Genomic DNA, 15,206 nt, shown 5'->3' with positions numbered 1-15,206 from the left:
AATGCAGAATTCAGAATTGTTCTTTAATTATTTATCTTGGTCTAATCCTTGGTTGGTGGCGATCGCCCTAAATACATTTTTACTCACGATCGCCACCATTGCTCCTAAAAAATTGCTCACTCCTGCTGGGCAATTTCACGGCTGGGTATTGGGCGTCCTCATCTGGGGCTGTTTGGGATGGCAAGGCTATGCTGTCGTGATGTTTTACTTTCTTGTCGGATCGGGAGTTACGCGCATCGGCAAAGCCCAAAAAGAAGCAGAAGGCATAGCCGAAAAGCGTTCAGGCGCCAGAGGCCCAGAAAATGTCTGGGGTTCGGCTTTAACCGCTACTCTTTGCGCTTTGGGAGTTTTGGCATTATCTATTTTAGGAGATACAGGCGAGATGTCTGTTTTAGGAGAGACAGGCAAGATGTCTGTTTTAGCAGACACAGGCAAGATGCCTGTGCCACAAGATGCTATTTCCCTGTTATTGCTGGGTTACGCGGCGAGTTTTTGCACCAAACTTTCCGATACCTGCGCCAGCGAAATCGGCAAAGCTTACGGGAAGCGGACTTTTTTGATTACCAGCTTGCAACCTGTACCCAGGGGTACGGAAGGGGCCGTAAGTTTGGAAGGAACGATCGCGGGTATTGTCGGCTCAATTTTGATTGCGCTTTTAAGTTGGGCCGTAGGTTTAATTGACTTGACAGGGATTGTTTTTTGTGTTATTGCAGCTTTTATTGCCACGAACATAGAGAGTGTGATTGGGGCGACGGTGCAATCAAAGTTTGAGTGGCTGACGAACGAGGTGGTAAATTTTTTCAATACGCTCATAGGAGCGATCGCAGCGATTATTTTAGCGGCGACCTGGAGAGCTTTTTTAGCTTAGGAATGAGAATTAAATAACTTCCACTCTTGAAAGTGGGATGGGCGTCCCGCCCATCCCACAATAACAATTAAAATTGTAAGTTATTTAATTCGCGATCCTTAGTTAATCCTGGACGCATTCGCGGCCCAAGAAACCTAGTTTTTTACGAGAATTCAAACGATTAACGCAGTATTTTTGGAAAAAAAGCCGGTTGCGCCATCCAGGGCTATTAGCTATTAATCATTAGTCATTAGTCTCAAGCAATCAACTCATGACTAATGATTAATAGTTAATCAAACTAAGCGTCGTCTTGCGGCCCAAAAACCATTTGTAAAATCATCGTCGGTTCGCCCCGCTTGTGATAGCGATCGGCCCAATTGCGAATAATTTCATCTAATTCCTCAAGGGCTTGGTCGAGCCGTTCCGGCGGAATATCCAAAGTCTCCATAATTCGCATCACCTTCGGTTGTTTTTCCGCCCAATCCTTCATCAGCCGGAAATATCTAGCCGTATCCTCAACCATAGTAAATGTCCGCTCTTCCTGCTCTGCCGGAGAGTAAGTAGCGCGAGTGAGGGCATAAAACGGCATTCCCCAAGGAGAATCAATGCGAGTCACTGTCCCAGAATAGATCAAGCGTCGCTTAATGTGTTCTGCTAGAGCTTCGCTCAAAGGCATTCGTCTTTCTGGAGACATATCTTCTTGCGATCGCCTGTGCAGAAACTCGATCAACTCCATAAACTGAAAAGAATTGATCAGTTGAGCGTCTGGCGGATTAGGAGGAATTTTGCCTTCGAGATATTTTTTTTCATCTACAGTCAAATTGTTTCCCGGAATGCGAGGGCGTCCCGGCATCCAACCATACTGTTCCAGCCAGACATAAGGAAACTGAATCAAATATCTAGGTTCTTGGGAACCCAACATTTTCAGCAATTTTCCCTGAGTCAGAGCTTCCCGGACTTCTTCAACAATCACCTTCACCCGTTTAGGCTCAATGTGATGCAAATGTCCGGTCATCCGCAGGTTGTTGTCCTGCTCCATATAAGTCATATAAATGGCACACTTAGCCGCCGTTGCGGCCGCGTCTAGAAACGCCCCGTGCCTGTGCCCACTGGTTCTCATGGCGCTAAACGCCAGATATAGCATGATCTGATCCATTGCACTAGGGCTGAGGCTTTTGACCAGATCTAAAGAGTCATTTTTCATCACTATCCCCGAAATAGCCAAATTAGGAGGCATTTTGTCATCCTCCATTAAATTATTGCGAGAGCGCCGAATCAAGCATAGCCGACTGTCGCCGGAAAGCTTGCCAGCTACCCTAATATTCAGGTTAGTTAAGTTCCCTGATGTAACAGGGGCATGGGCTTAAAGGCTATCCACACCGCATAAGTGGTTCTTATTGGTGGCCAATTTAAGTAGATTGCTGCACCCTCTGCGCTGACAGTTTACCTATATATAAGTTAGTTATCGCAAGTTAATTATAGTGCAGCGGTTGAAAATTAAACCCTACCTGTGGGGGGGAGAACGTAAATAACTGTTGCGATGCCAGGAATTTGAGGCGACTCCGAGCCCCTAATTCTTGAATAGTCATGGATGCCCAAACCCGGTTTTATCAACTAAAATAAGGCTGTTGCATAATTGCGGGAAGATTTTGATAGTTTTGTGGGATGGGATCTCGTTGCCCGTCCGCTGTATTTTCACAGCAGGCGGGACAGCCCACAAAAATCCGCCTCAAATTGTGCAACGCCAAAATAAGGCGTGGGGGGCGAGGGATATCGGTTGAAAAACCCAGATGATCCGAGGCCTGTGGTTAGTGCTTGTTTAATTGAAGCGTTTTCAATACAAAACCGCCACATACTAGAATCTATCTCTAGGTAGATGGCGGTTTCCCGTTTATATGCTAACATATTTCAAACAAAAAACAATCTTCTCAGAACTGTCCACAAAAAGTGCAGTTGTCGCTTAACCTGAAACACTAGAATTCCAGAAAATCCGATCGCGCGATCGAATGAACGGCCCAAAGCAACTCAGTTGTGGTAATCACTTGCCTCCAGTGCGATTAGAAATCTTGTAGCGGATGAGTGTAAACATTAGACTCGGTAAAATCCCTGCGGTTGCCTCGCCTCTTAATAGGACGCTCGGGCTTTTGTTGAGTTTGGGCTGACAACATATATTGGGCGGTGGCAGTTTCGAGCATGGGGAGTGAAGATTCAAAAGCTTGAGCGGCGCTGGCACTCAAGGTAATGCCCAACAGGCTCAGTAAAGCAATTGCAGTGTAGGTTTTCATGGGTAGTATTCGTCTCAGTATCTATTTAGAGATACGACATTTACCCAGACCTATCAGGATGAATTTCCCTGAAATTATCAAACTATAGAATTAGGAATCAGGAATCAGGAATCAGGAATCATAAGGAAGAAGGAAAAAGAAAGAAGGAAAAAGGCTTTAGTTAAGCTATCGCGCCTTTAAATTGTCTCCTAAAATCCTTGTATAAAAAGCGGAAAATTATCTTTACCTCTCCCTTTCTCACCCTCTCCCCCTCCCGAAGCAACAGACACTTTAGATGCGTAGCATCTGATCTATGAGAGCAGCCAGAAGTCGATGTAAAATGAAATAAAATCTCTTGCTTCAGTAATAAAAAAAATCCTAATTGCACTACCCAGAAGGTTGCAATAATATACAAAACCGCCAAATACGAGCTTCAATGTCTCGATAGATGGCGGTTTAAGGTTTATATGCTATCATCACATAAAAGAATATCCTAATGACTGTAAACAAGAAATGCAGTTGCCTTGGAAACCAGAAAAACTATCATCCCAGGAAATCAGATTCAGCGCTCGACACGGGCGGCAGAAACTAACTCAATAACGGAAATCGCTTTCGTCCAATGTCATTAAAATGCTTGTAGTTGATGAGTGTAAAGATTAGGTTCACTGAACTCTCGGCGTCCGCTGCCTCTTTCAGGAGAACGATCGCCCCTTTGTTCGGTTTGGGCGGATAAAATGTATGAAGCGGTGGCAACTTCCAGCAGTCCGACGAGGGATTCAAAGGCTCGAACGACAGTGGCGCTCAAAGTAACGCCCAAAAGACTCTGTAAAGCAATCTGTAAAGCAATTGGTGTGTAAGTTTGCATGGGGTTAGTATCCGTGTCATTGTCTATTAACTGATACGGACTCTCCCCGATCTATCAGGATAAATTTCTGTGAATTTTTCGGATCTCTGCAAAAAACCTCACCTCTTCAATTCTACTGAGTCCGCCAGCAGCCAAGCACCTGCCGAATTCAGCCTGCCCCATACTGTCAGAGGCTTTTCGGTTTCGCAACTGTGTAAAAATCTGTCGGTTTCCGAGTCCAAAGTCACGAGTTGCCAAGTTTGACCGGCCGCAGATGCGGGGCTTGTCAGCGTTAGTGTCCAGTCTTGTTCGCGGAGGCGACGGAAAATGCCAGAAAATTGGCTGTGGGTATTTGCTGTTTGACTGCTTGGTTTTTCTACTGACTCCTGACATTCGCCGCTGGCGGGATATGCTTGGGGTCGATCGAGATAATAGCGTTGCCAATCGAGCCAGTCCGATCGATCCCGTGTCAAATTAAATAAAGGAATAACCGCCGCACTCGCCTCGGAATCTTGCAGCAAAGCTTCCTGCAAAACTCTCACCGGCAACTCCCGCGGCTGACATCCAGATTCCGCGCACAAAGCCGCCGCCATCCCCGCCGCCTGTCCAATATTCATTACCGTCGGTTGCAAGCGAGTTGCACCGTTAGCGATGTGAGATACGGAAATATTTTTTTCGCAGACTAGCAAACCGTCCGTACTCGCAGGAATTAGGGCGCTGTAAGGAATGGTAAACGGAGTTCCAGTCCAGCGGCCGCCCCAGCGGATCGATTTTGGCTGCAAGGGAATGTCGCCACTGGTGTAGTGGTGATCATTGGCATAGTTCCCGATCGCAATTGTTTCACAAATACCCTCAGAATTTATCGGCAACTTCGCGACTCTGCCACCGACAATAGGCAAAATATCTTGTTCTCTGACTGTACTTATCCCTCGCAAGCGGCGACTTTCTCGGTAGTAAGGATGTAAGGCAAAAGAAGGAAGAAGGGAAGAATTTTGTTGATTGTCGATCGTTGAAAGGGGGAAAATATTCTGTGCAAGGCCGTAGCGGGGGCCGAGTTGCGTTTGAATGAAGCGGGCGAAACTTTGACTGTGCCAGAGACTTTCTTGGAGGAATTCTTGTCGAGATGCTTTAGATGCAATTAGTCGATCGACCCCTTCACCATAATCATTACCTCGAATCGGCCAATTAATCATCAACAATCCCCCCGGAAGCCTGCCGTAATTGAGAAATTGTTCGGGAGTGTAACCGTCCCAAGCACCGATAAATCGATCGGGATTCTCAACAGGCGGCGCAGGAATTTCTGGCGCCAGCGCACCTTTACCAAAATCCTGCATGATTGCCACCCAAGTCGGAGCTTGCACCGAATAACGCTCTGTGAGATCATTAGGGGCGATCGGCGCGCTGGGTTCTCCCCACTCGGCTTGGAATTCCCAACCCCAGCGGTGCCCAACATCCGCTAAAGCCAGCAAATCTCCCAATTCCGTGGCATCTAAAGTGATTTTGGCCGAAACCGTAAAATCTGCAAACCGAACGCCAGAAATGCGAGATTCTTCCCTTAGCACATCTTGAGCTTTTTGTCCACAAATCCAGCGCAAGTTCGGCAAACATTTAACCCAATCAGCGAAAATTTCAGCACCGATCCGGGGATCGTAAGTAAAAAAACTGACCCAGCCCCAATCCAAACCTCCCGGCTGTCGCTGCTGGAGTTCCCGCAAAAACGCGCCCCACAAACCGGTTTGAAAAGCTGCTAATTCATTGCCATCGGGGGCAGAAACGCCTGCGGAAGTCAGCATTCCTCCCAGCCAGGGGAATTCGCTTACTAAAATAGTTTTGGCACCGCGGCGGGCTGCTTGCACGGCTGCTGCTGTGCCGCCGGTGCCACCACCGACTACCAAAACATCTGCTTTCAAGGTTGGGGACATGGGAAATAGGATTTTAGATTTTAGATTTTAGATTTTAGATTGCGAAAGGCTCAGTCAGGTGATGAGTGCGCTACGGATAGATGTTCGGCGTTGGCGATCGCGAATTGAATTTTGGTGTGTAAAGACTTGACAAATAATAAATCGGGAATTATGTATGCAGCGAGGGCACAATTTTGTTACTAAATGACCGCCCAATCGATCGCAAATTTTGATTTCTCACTTTTGGCGCGCAAATATTGCCAATATGACACCGCGAATAACGATAATAGAAAAAAGGGAACCGCATCTATAAAGTTTTACGTCTTAATAATTTCCAAGTTAGTAATTAACGGCTGAAAATGGAAAAAGGTTTTATTTTGTGGTTTACCGGGCTGAGCGGTTCCGGCAAGACAACTATCACCAAAGCTCTCGAACCTGAATTGAAGGCAAGAGGTTGCAAAGTTGAAATATTGGATGGAGATGTCGTTCGCACCAACTTGTCAAAAGGTTTGGGATTTAGCCAAGAAGACAGAGATACTAATATTCGGCGGATTGGATTTGTAGCTCACCTGCTGAGCCGCAATGGAGTAGCCGTAATGACCGCAGCTATTAGCCCCTACAGAGCAATTCGCGACGAAATTAGAGCAATGGAGCCCAATTTTGTTGAAGTATATATCACAGCGCCGTTAGAAGTGTGCGAAGGTCGCGATGTCAAGGGGCTATACGCTAAGGCGAGAGCAGGAGAAATTAAGGGTTTTACGGGAATTGACGATCCTTATGAAGAACCGCTTAATCCTGAGATTATTTGTTACACAGAGCGAGAAAGTGTGGAAGAGAGTGTTAAAAAAGTTCTGACCAAGTTAGAACAGTTGGGTTACATTTGATGTTGGCGGGGTTGGATGAGGATAGGGGCAAAAAGCGATGGTGGTGAAAAGTTATTCGCACGGCGTGCAACTTGAGAAAAAATCTCATCCTTGTGTCCCCTTCGCGGAGAGGGAGGGTGAAGAATTTCTCCCATTTCCTGCAAGAAGAGGGGCTCAGGGAGACATTTCCAGCAAAAGCTGCAAGCTAAGTTATTGGGCAAGCAATGCTGTCAAAAGTTTAATGATTCAAAGTTTAACAGTGTCAGTGCTGGCGGCGGTGGGTTCATCTCCTGCAGCGGCCCAGTTTATGCCTCCTCCTCCTCCTCCTGCGGATGCGGGTTCTCCTGTTCCTGTACCAGTACCCGCAGCGCCGGGATTTCCGGGATTTCCGGCAACTGAACCTTCAAGTGTACGATCGGAAGTTTACACTTTAGGCGCGGGCGATCGTATTCAAATGGACATCTTCAACGTCCCGGAATACAGCGGCCCCAACGGTCAACACCAAGTACAGGCCGACGGTTCCCTGAGTTTGCCGTTAATTGGCAGCGTTTCGGTGTACGGGATGACCCTAGAACAAGCTTCTAATGCTGTTAAAGACAAATACGGCAAATACCTCAAACGCCCTTGGATTACCCTGAAACTGCTGGCGCCGCGTCCTTTGCAAATTGCGATCGCGGGCGAAATCAACCGCCCCGGAGCCTATACAATATCCTCAGCAGCAGGCCCCGGAGGCACAGCAGAGCAAATGGGAACTCAAATGCCAACGATATCGCGGGCTCTGCGAATGGCAGGCGGAATTACCCAGTCAGCAGACGTGCGACAAATCAAAATCCGCCGCCCCCAGCGCAACGCACCGGAACAAATTATTAGTGTGGATTTGTGGGAATTATTGCAAAACGGCGATTTGCGGGCCGATATGACTTTGCGCGACGGCGATACTATATTTATTCCCACTGTAACTAGCCTCAACCGCCAAGAAGCACCGACTTTAGCAGTAGCTAACATTACCGGACAAAGCACTCAACCAATTAATATTGCTGTGGTGGGCGAAGTAACTCGCCCCGGTACTTATACTTTGACAAAAGAGGCTCAAAGTAGGGTACAAGAGAATGAAATGGGTGAAAATTCTGGTTTGTTTGCTGCCAGCGAAACCAACGGCGGGGAAAATGTTTTGCAGCAAACTGTAACGAGGGCAATTAAAATGGCGGGCGGCATTACGCCGATAGCTGATATCCGACAAATACAAGTTCGCCGCCTGACACGGGCGGGTACAGAACAAATTATTAATGTCAATTTGTGGCAACTTTTGGAAGGGGGAGATGTATCCCAAGATTTAGCGCTGCAACAGGGAGATACGGTAATCGTTCCCAAAGCCGAAAATCTCGATGAAACCCAAGACGAACAAGTTGCTAATTCTAATTTTTCACCGGATACGATTAGGGTGAACATTGTAGGAGAAGTCGTGAAACCGGGAACGATTGCGGTGGTGCCCAACACTACTTTAAATCAAGCGCTGGTAGCAGCGGGAGGTTTTAATAAAGCGCGGGCAGAAATGGATTCGGTGAATTTAATTCGCCTCAATCCTAACGGCACCGTTTCGCAGCTAACTGTTAAGGTGGATTTTTCTGCAACTGCCAATGAAGAAACTAATCCCAAACTGAAAAATAATGATGTAATTATGGTAAGGCGATCGGGTCGCGCTACGTTCTCGGATAATGTAGGAGGGACTCTCGCTCCTCTCAGCCCGCTGTTAGGAATATTTCGGTTGTTCGATATTTTTCGGTGATTTGAATAAACTGGCATTAAGACCTCAGAAACCCGCTTTATAGAAAAAATTGCGGTTTGGTAATGAAATATCTAGGAATCAACCGATTGCCTGAAACTCCGCCACCAATACAGACGTTTAAACTAATAAGTTGTAGAAATCAAATGAAACCAGGGAAACAATCTCAAGTAGCACTGTTTAATCATAAAAAAGCCGCTGATTTGCAAAAAATGTCTTCTGGGCTTTATGGAGAAGATCAATTTTTAGGCAGCAACAAAACCGAGACAGAAGAGTTAACTTTTTGGGAAGTTTGCCGCAGTCGCTCCATCTTAGTAATCGGCGTAGCAGCGGCAGTGACTACCGGAGTTTTCGCCTGGACACTGAATCAAAAAAGCGAGTACGAAGGGCGCTTTCAATTATTAGTAGAACCAGCCGTTACGCAAAATACTTTAGCCAAAATCTACTCGGGTGAGCTGAAACTGCAACCAGCGGCGCCCGCGACGACAGAAAATGCTGGTTTTGACTACGAATCGCAAATTCAAGTTTTACAAAGCCCGCAAGTAATGGCGCCGATTATTAAAGAGTTGCAGGCTAAGTATCCTGACATAAATTACAACTACCTCTTGAACCAAAAAGCAGATAATTTGCCGTTTTCTCAGGAAACTAGGTTGTCAATTAATCGATTCAAAAATACCAAGATTATCGAAGTTAGATATCGGGATTACGATCCGAAAAAAATTCAGTTTGTTTTGGAAAAAGTTGCGCTAGGCTACCGCAACTACAGCGTGCAAGATACCACAACTCAAATTAGTCAGACTCTGGATTTTGTAAAATCGAAAATTCCCAATCAGCAAAAACGCCAACAAGCTCTGCAAACAGAAATTCAAAAGTTGCGGCAGCAGTACAATTTCATCGACCCGCAAATTCAAACGCAACAACTCGCGCAGCAAATCAGTGAACTTCAAACGCAAAGATTGGAAGCGCAATCGCAGCTCAATCAGCAGAGATTGCTCTATTCCAATCTGCAAAATCAGCTCGGATTAAACCAGAAGCAAGCGCTGATGGCCTCGGCTCTGAGTCAAGCTCCCCGCTATCAAGCGATGTTGACTCAATTGCAGCAATTAGAAGGGCAAATTGCGATTAACTCGGCTACGTTTACAGACGAAACTCCGCAAATGCAATTGTTGCGAGAACAGCGCAAGAACCTGATTCCTTTGTTGAAGAAAGAAGCCCAACAGGTTCTGGGAACTGATTTGGCTAAGGTAAATTCGCAAGTGCTGGCTTTTCAAGATCCGGTGCGGATTAAGTTAATCGAGCAGTTTATTGGTACTGCTAATTTAATTCAGGTGCTGGGCGTGCGGAATCAAGTTTTGGAACAAGCTGCTAAGCAGTTGAATCAATACTCTCAAGGATTACCAGTGATTTTGCGGCGCTATTCGGATTTGCAGCGCGAGTTGGATTTAACTAACAATACGCTGAATGGTTTGCTGGCAAAACAGCAAGCTTTGCAGCTTGAAGCTGTGGGTAAAAAAGAGGTGGCTTGGGAAGTTATTGCTAAGCCGGAAATTCCGCGCTACAAAAATGGCGAGTTGATGGCTGTTGCTCCGATTATGCCTTTGAATTTGGCTTTGGGGGGATTGGCTGGTTTGCTGTTTGGTATGCTGACGGCGCAGTTGGCGGAACGGTTTAAAAATAAAACGGTGTTCCAAACTCCAGAGGATGTCAAACAGTCGATTCGCCTGCCTTTGTTGGGGGTAATTCCTGCTAGCGATAAAATTTTGAGACTTCCTCCTGCTGAGACAAGCCCGGTGGATGTGTCAATTTCGCCGATGCCGACGGATGCTTTTCAAGAAGCTTTTCGATCGCTCAATGCGAATATTCGTTTACTAAACCTTGATACTCCGATTAATTCTTGCGTAATTACTTCTTGTCAAGTAGGTGACGGCAAGTCTACGGTAGCAGTAAATCTGGCGCGGGCGGCGGCTGCAATGGGGCAGCAAGTGCTGTTGGTGGATGGGGATTTGCGGCGTCCGCAGGTACACGAAATGCTGGGTTTACCGAATTGGCAAGGCCTGCACAATGTGATTGCTGATGATGTGGATGTGCAAAAGGTGATTGTGCGATCGCCCCGCGATGAAAATTTGTTTGTGTTAACTTCCGGCCCGGTTCCTTTCGATCCCACAAAGGTGCTTTCTTCCAAAAAAATGCAGCATTTAATGGCAGCTTTGTCAAGTCATTTTGATTTAGTTATTTACGATACTGCACCACTTTTGGGTTTGGCGGATGCGAATTTGTTGGCGGCTCACACTAACGGATTGATGCTGGTAGTAGGGCTGCATCAAACTGAGCGGGAGGCGCTGGTGTTGGCTTTTGAAGATTTGAAAATGGCGGGAATTCCGCTGTTGGGAATGGTGGCGAATAACGATAAAGGCAGCAGGTATTACTATCAGTCTTACGTGCAGGATTACGTTCAGGAACAGTCTGTTTGAGGGAGGGGAATTGAGAAATGTTTAGCTAATTATCGTGGGGTTCGTCGCTGCGAGATTTTCGCTCTTTTTTGGGATTTTTGATGGCGACGCACCCTGCGGCGCGAGATTTTCGCTTTTTTTGAGGATTTTTGATGGCGACGCACCCTACGGCTAATTCTTGCAAGGTGCGTCGCTGCGAGATTTTCGCTTTTTTTGAGGATTTTTGATGGCGACGCACCCTACGGCTATACTGTTCTTGAGAATGCAAGGCGGGCGCGACACCCGACAAGATATTTCATCCATCTTGCAGCCTTAATTGTGAATAAAGCTTTCAGGGGCGGGCGGGACGCCCCACAAGAACATTTAACTTTTGTGGAAAAGGCCGGAAAGCCTGTTCTTGAGATTTGTGCGTGATTTCAGAAAGACAAATTTTCTTAAGATTTGCGATCGAGACTCTGAACTATAATAAAAAGTAGAGAAATTTAAACAAATCGCGGCACTTGCAACTTAGCAATATCTGAAAGAAAACGTGGCAGGTAAATTCCTATTTTGTAATACCTTGATACAACTCCCTGCCTCGGCTCAAAACTAGCAGGGAGTTTTGTGTTTTTCACACAGGAGATGAAACAATGGCTATTGCTACTATCAACCCGGCAACGGGAGAAACGCTGAAAACTTTCGAGCCGATCGCGGATGAGGTAATAGAAGCTAAGCTGGAATTAGCACAGCAAGCTTTTAAGAAATACCGCCAACTGCCGTTTGAGCAGAGAGCTCTGTGGATGCAGAAAGCTGCAGACATCTTGGAGCGCGATCGCGAAATTTACGCTGAAATGATGACCCTGGAAATGGGTAAAACGCTCAAATCTGCGATCGGCGAAGTGGAAAAATGCGCCTTAGTTTGTCGGTATTACGCCAAAAATGCCGCTCAATTTATGGCAGACGTACCGGCAACCACTGACGCTAGCAGCAGCTTTGTCCGCTACCAACCGCTAGGCGCTATTTTAGCCGTTATGCCCTGGAATTTCCCATTTTGGCAAGTTTTTCGGTTTGCGGCGCCGGCGCTGATGGCGGGCAATGTCGGCTTGCTAAAACACGCTTCCAACGTGCCTCAGTGCGCTTTGAAAATCGAAGAAATTTTCATGGAAGCTGGCTTTCCCGAAGGAGTTTTTCAAACTTTGTTAGTGGGCGCCGACAAAGTAGCTGATATCGTTGCGGACGATCGTATAAAAGCAGCAACCCTCACCGGTAGCGAACCAGCGGGTGAAAGTTTGGCAGCAAATGCGGGCAAAAATTTGAAAAAAGTAGTGCTGGAATTGGGAGGAAGCGACCCATTTATTGTGATGTCGAGCGCCGATGTAGCAGCAGCTTTATCAACTGCTGTGACATCCCGGATGCTCAATAACGGTCAATCTTGCATCGCCGCCAAACGCTTTATTTTAGCAGAAGAGATTGCCGACGAATTCATCACAGGATTTGTCGAAAAATTCGAGCAATTAAAAGTAGGCGATCCGATGTTGCCCGAAACCGATATCGGCCCTTTAGCTACTCCCGCAATCCTCAAAGATTTGGACAATCAAGTGCAAACTTGCATCCAATCGGGAGCAAAACTTCTGACAGGTGGCCGCCCATTGTCAGAGAATGCCGGCAATTTCTACTTGCCAACTATTCTGGCAGATATTCCGCCGAATGCCTCTGCCCGTCAAGAAGAATTTTTCGGGCCCGTAGCTTTAGTATTCCGAGTTGCAGGCATTGATGAGGCGATCGCCCTGGCAAACAGCACATCTTTTGGCTTGGGTGCGTCAGCTTGGACTACAGTAAACTCAGAGAGCGATCGATTTATTTCCGAACTAGAGGCCGGCGCGGTATTCATCAACGGTTTAGTAAAATCCGACCCTAGATTGCCCTTCGGCGGGATCAAACGCTCCGGTTACGGACGCGAATTGAGCATCCAAGGAATGCACGAATTTGTTAACATAAAAACAGTGTGGGTGAAATAAGCTCCCACTCTATCAACCGATCGCACAAATCTACATAAGTCTGCGTTTATCTGCGTTTATCTGCGGTTAAAAATTTCCATTTAGTATTTGTGCGATCGGTTGAAAAAGACAAAAAAACCATTAACCGAGGAGAGAAACGGAAATGAACACAGCTCAACTATTGGTAAAATGTTTAGAAAATGAAGGCGTCGAATACGTCTTCGGACTTCCAGGAGAAGAAAATTTAGAAGTTCTAGAAGCCCTGAGAAACTCTTCAATTAAATTTATTACTACTCGCCACGAACAAGGCGCGGCTTTCATGGCAGACGTTTACGGTCGTCTCACCGGCAAAGCGGGCGTTTGCTTGTCCACCTTGGGCCCCGGCGCAACTAACTTAATGACAGGAGTTGCTGACGCCAACTTAGACGGCGCTCCTTTAATAGCAATTACCGGACAAGTCGGCACAGACAGGATGCACATAGAATCGCACCAATACTTAGATTTGGTCGCCATGTTTGCGCCCGTTACTAAGTGGAATGCTCAGATTGTCCGTCCCAGCACGACGGCAGAAATTGTCCGCAAAGCCTTTAAAGTAGCTCAAAGTGAAAAGCCGGGAGCAGTTCACATTGACTTACCTGAAAACATCGCAGCAATGCCGGCTGAAGGAACTCCGCTCACCAAAGATAACCGCGAAAAAACTTTTGGCGCTTACCAAAGCTTGAATAAAGCCGCTGTGGCAATTTCCAAGGCAAAAAGTCCTCTGCTTTTAGTAGGAAACGGCGCGATCCGCGCTAACGCCAGCGATGCTTTGACACAATTTGCTACTCGATTGAATATTCCTGTAGCTAATACTTTCATGGGCAAAGGTGTAATTCCTTACACTCATCCTTTGGCACTGTGGACGACGGGATTGCAAAAACGGGATTACATTAGTTGTGCTTTTGAAGAAACGGATTTAGTGATTGCTGTTGGCTACGATTTGATTGAATATTCCCCGAAGAAGTGGAATCCAGAAGGAAAAATTCCGATTATTCACATTGGATCTTTGCCAGCCGAAATTGACAGCAGTTATATTCCTCTTATAGAAGTTGTGGGAGATATTTCTGATTCCCTCAATGAAATTTTGCAGCGTGCCGATCGCATGGAGAAAGTAGACCCTTTTGCTAAGCAATTGCGGGCGGATATTCGCGCTGGGTACGAACAATATGCAGCCGACGACGGTTTCCCGATCAAGCCACAAAAACTCATTTACGATTTGCGGCAAATCCTGGACCCGGAAGATATTCTTATATCTGATGTGGGAGCTCACAAAATGTGGATCGCGCGGCACTATCATTGCGATCGCCCGAATACCTGTTTGATTTCCAACGGCTTTGCGGCGATGGGAATTGCGATTCCGGGTGCGGTAGCTGCAAAACTCGTTTATCCCGATCGCAAAGTAGTAGCCGCCACCGGCGACGGTGGTTTTATGATGAATTGCCAAGAGTTAGAAACTGCTTTGCGAGTCGGTACTAATTTTGTGACGTTGATATTTAATGACGGCGGTTACGGGTTAATTGAATGGAAGCAGCAAGATTATTTTGGTCATTCAGATTTCGTAAAATTTGGCAATCCCGACTTTGTGAAATTTGCGGAAAGTATGGGTTTAAAAGGCTATCGAGTGGAATCTGCAACAGATTTTATTCCGATTCTGAAAGAAGCCCTGGCTCAAGATGTCCCTTGCGTGATTGACTGTCCGGTAGACTATCGGGAAAATGCGCGTTTCAGTCAATTATCTGGGGATATGAGTTGCAATTTGTAAGAGTAGCTAGAGCCTCGGCTTCTTTAATAAGTCGGGGTTCTAATAATGGACATTCTTCGAGATATGGTAAGGGTCGCAAGGGTAGGTATGTTGTAGTAGCTGTTGTCAATGATACAGTTCCGAGAGAGCGCTATTGGATCGTGACAGCTTACTTAACAAAAAATGTTACCCAAGGAGAGATAATATGGCAGAAAAACTAACTTTTAAATACGATGCTATTGGAGATATTTTGTACGTCAATAAATGTTCCCCTTATGCAGAGCAAGAATCGCAAGAACTAGAATATGGAATTGTGGCTCGTCTCAATCCTGACACGGAGGAAATTGAAAATCTGGAAGTTATGTTTTTCTCCAAGCGGTTGCGAGAGAGTAATGTATTTGAATTGCCGATTGTGGGTGAGTTGCACTTGAGTTATAATGCTTATAAAAGACTGCATACGTCATTATTCCTCACTGTTTGCTAGAATTATTTAAGTCA

Annotated in this window: 12 protein-coding genes; 7 read left to right on the top strand and 5 right to left on the bottom strand. The window is 46.2% G+C overall.

Translation table 11 applies throughout. The annotated features are described in order from the left end of the window. Position 1 precedes the first annotated feature (1 nt). Positions 2–868, top strand: coding sequence for a TIGR00297 family protein (locus tag QT987_RS03650; protein WP_333237334.1), 867 nt, complete (start codon positions 2–4; stop codon positions 866–868). A gap of 277 nt (positions 869–1,145) precedes the next feature. Here QT987_RS03650 and hetR read toward each other — a convergent pair whose 3' ends face one another. From hetR to QT987_RS03630, 4 genes are all read right to left on the bottom strand, one after another. Beyond that, positions 1,146–2,051, bottom strand: coding sequence for a heterocyst differentiation master regulator HetR (gene hetR, locus QT987_RS03645; RefSeq protein ID WP_333034952.1), 906 nt, complete (start codon positions 2,049–2,051; stop codon positions 1,146–1,148). A gap of 853 nt (positions 2,052–2,904) precedes the next feature. Further along, positions 2,905–3,132 carry a hypothetical protein gene (locus QT987_RS03640; RefSeq protein WP_333237331.1) on the bottom strand — a complete coding sequence of 76 codons (228 nt, stop codon included), beginning with the start codon at positions 3,130–3,132 and terminating at the stop codon, positions 2,905–2,907. 604 nt (positions 3,133–3,736) lie between these two features. Continuing rightward, on the bottom strand, positions 3,737–3,976 hold the full coding sequence (locus QT987_RS03635) for a hypothetical protein (RefSeq protein ID WP_333237329.1): 240 nt from the start codon (positions 3,974–3,976) through the stop codon (positions 3,737–3,739). Between the two features lie 98 nt (positions 3,977–4,074). Continuing rightward, on the bottom strand, positions 4,075–5,877 hold the full coding sequence (locus QT987_RS03630; protein ID WP_333237327.1) for an FAD-dependent oxidoreductase: 1,803 nt from the start codon (positions 5,875–5,877) through the stop codon (positions 4,075–4,077). A gap of 338 nt (positions 5,878–6,215) precedes the next feature. On the opposite strand from QT987_RS03630, the gene cysC reads away from it, so the two are divergent. The 3 genes from cysC to QT987_RS03615 all read left to right on the top strand — a co-directional run bounded on the left by cysC (position 6,216) and on the right by QT987_RS03615 (position 10,973). Continuing rightward, positions 6,216–6,740, top strand: a complete 525-nt coding sequence (cysC, locus tag QT987_RS03625) for an adenylyl-sulfate kinase (RefSeq protein ID WP_333224077.1) — start codon at positions 6,216–6,218, stop codon at positions 6,738–6,740. A 37-nt stretch (positions 6,741–6,777) separates the two neighbouring features. Then, positions 6,778–8,505 carry an SLBB domain-containing protein gene (locus tag QT987_RS03620; protein ID WP_333237324.1) on the top strand — a complete coding sequence of 576 codons (1,728 nt, stop codon included), beginning with the start codon at positions 6,778–6,780 and terminating at the stop codon, positions 8,503–8,505. 143 nt (positions 8,506–8,648) lie between these two features. After that, positions 8,649–10,973, top strand: a complete 2,325-nt coding sequence (locus tag QT987_RS03615) for a polysaccharide biosynthesis tyrosine autokinase (protein ID WP_333237322.1) — start codon at positions 8,649–8,651, stop codon at positions 10,971–10,973. 25 nt (positions 10,974–10,998) lie between these two features. Here QT987_RS03615 and QT987_RS03610 read toward each other — a convergent pair whose 3' ends face one another. Further along, positions 10,999–11,241 (bottom strand): hypothetical protein, encoded by a 243-nt coding sequence (locus QT987_RS03610; protein ID WP_333237320.1) that lies wholly within the window; start codon positions 11,239–11,241, stop codon positions 10,999–11,001. Positions 11,242–11,581: 340 nt separating this feature from the next. On the opposite strand from QT987_RS03610, the gene QT987_RS03605 reads away from it, so the two are divergent. The 3 genes from QT987_RS03605 (at position 11,582) to QT987_RS03595 (ending at position 15,192) form a co-directional block, all read left to right on the top strand. Then, positions 11,582–12,949: an NAD-dependent succinate-semialdehyde dehydrogenase gene (locus QT987_RS03605; protein ID WP_333237318.1), complete on the top strand. Its 1,368-nt coding sequence runs from the start codon at positions 11,582–11,584 to the stop codon at positions 12,947–12,949. 142 nt (positions 12,950–13,091) lie between these two features. Continuing rightward, entirely contained in the window at positions 13,092–14,729 is a 1,638-nt protein-coding gene (locus QT987_RS03600) for an acetolactate synthase large subunit (protein ID WP_333237317.1), read from the top strand. A gap of 184 nt (positions 14,730–14,913) precedes the next feature. Then, positions 14,914–15,192 (top strand): DUF2283 domain-containing protein, encoded by a 279-nt coding sequence (locus QT987_RS03595; RefSeq protein WP_333237315.1) that lies wholly within the window; start codon positions 14,914–14,916, stop codon positions 15,190–15,192. Positions 15,193–15,206: the final 14 nt, after the last annotated feature.

The organism is Microcoleus sp. SVA1B4, assembly GCF_036700545.1.
Lineage (GTDB): Bacteria > Cyanobacteriota > Cyanobacteriia > Cyanobacteriales > Microcoleaceae > Microcoleus.
Note: the sequence above shows the minus strand (reverse complement) of the source record. Positions and strands in the feature narration are given on the sequence as shown.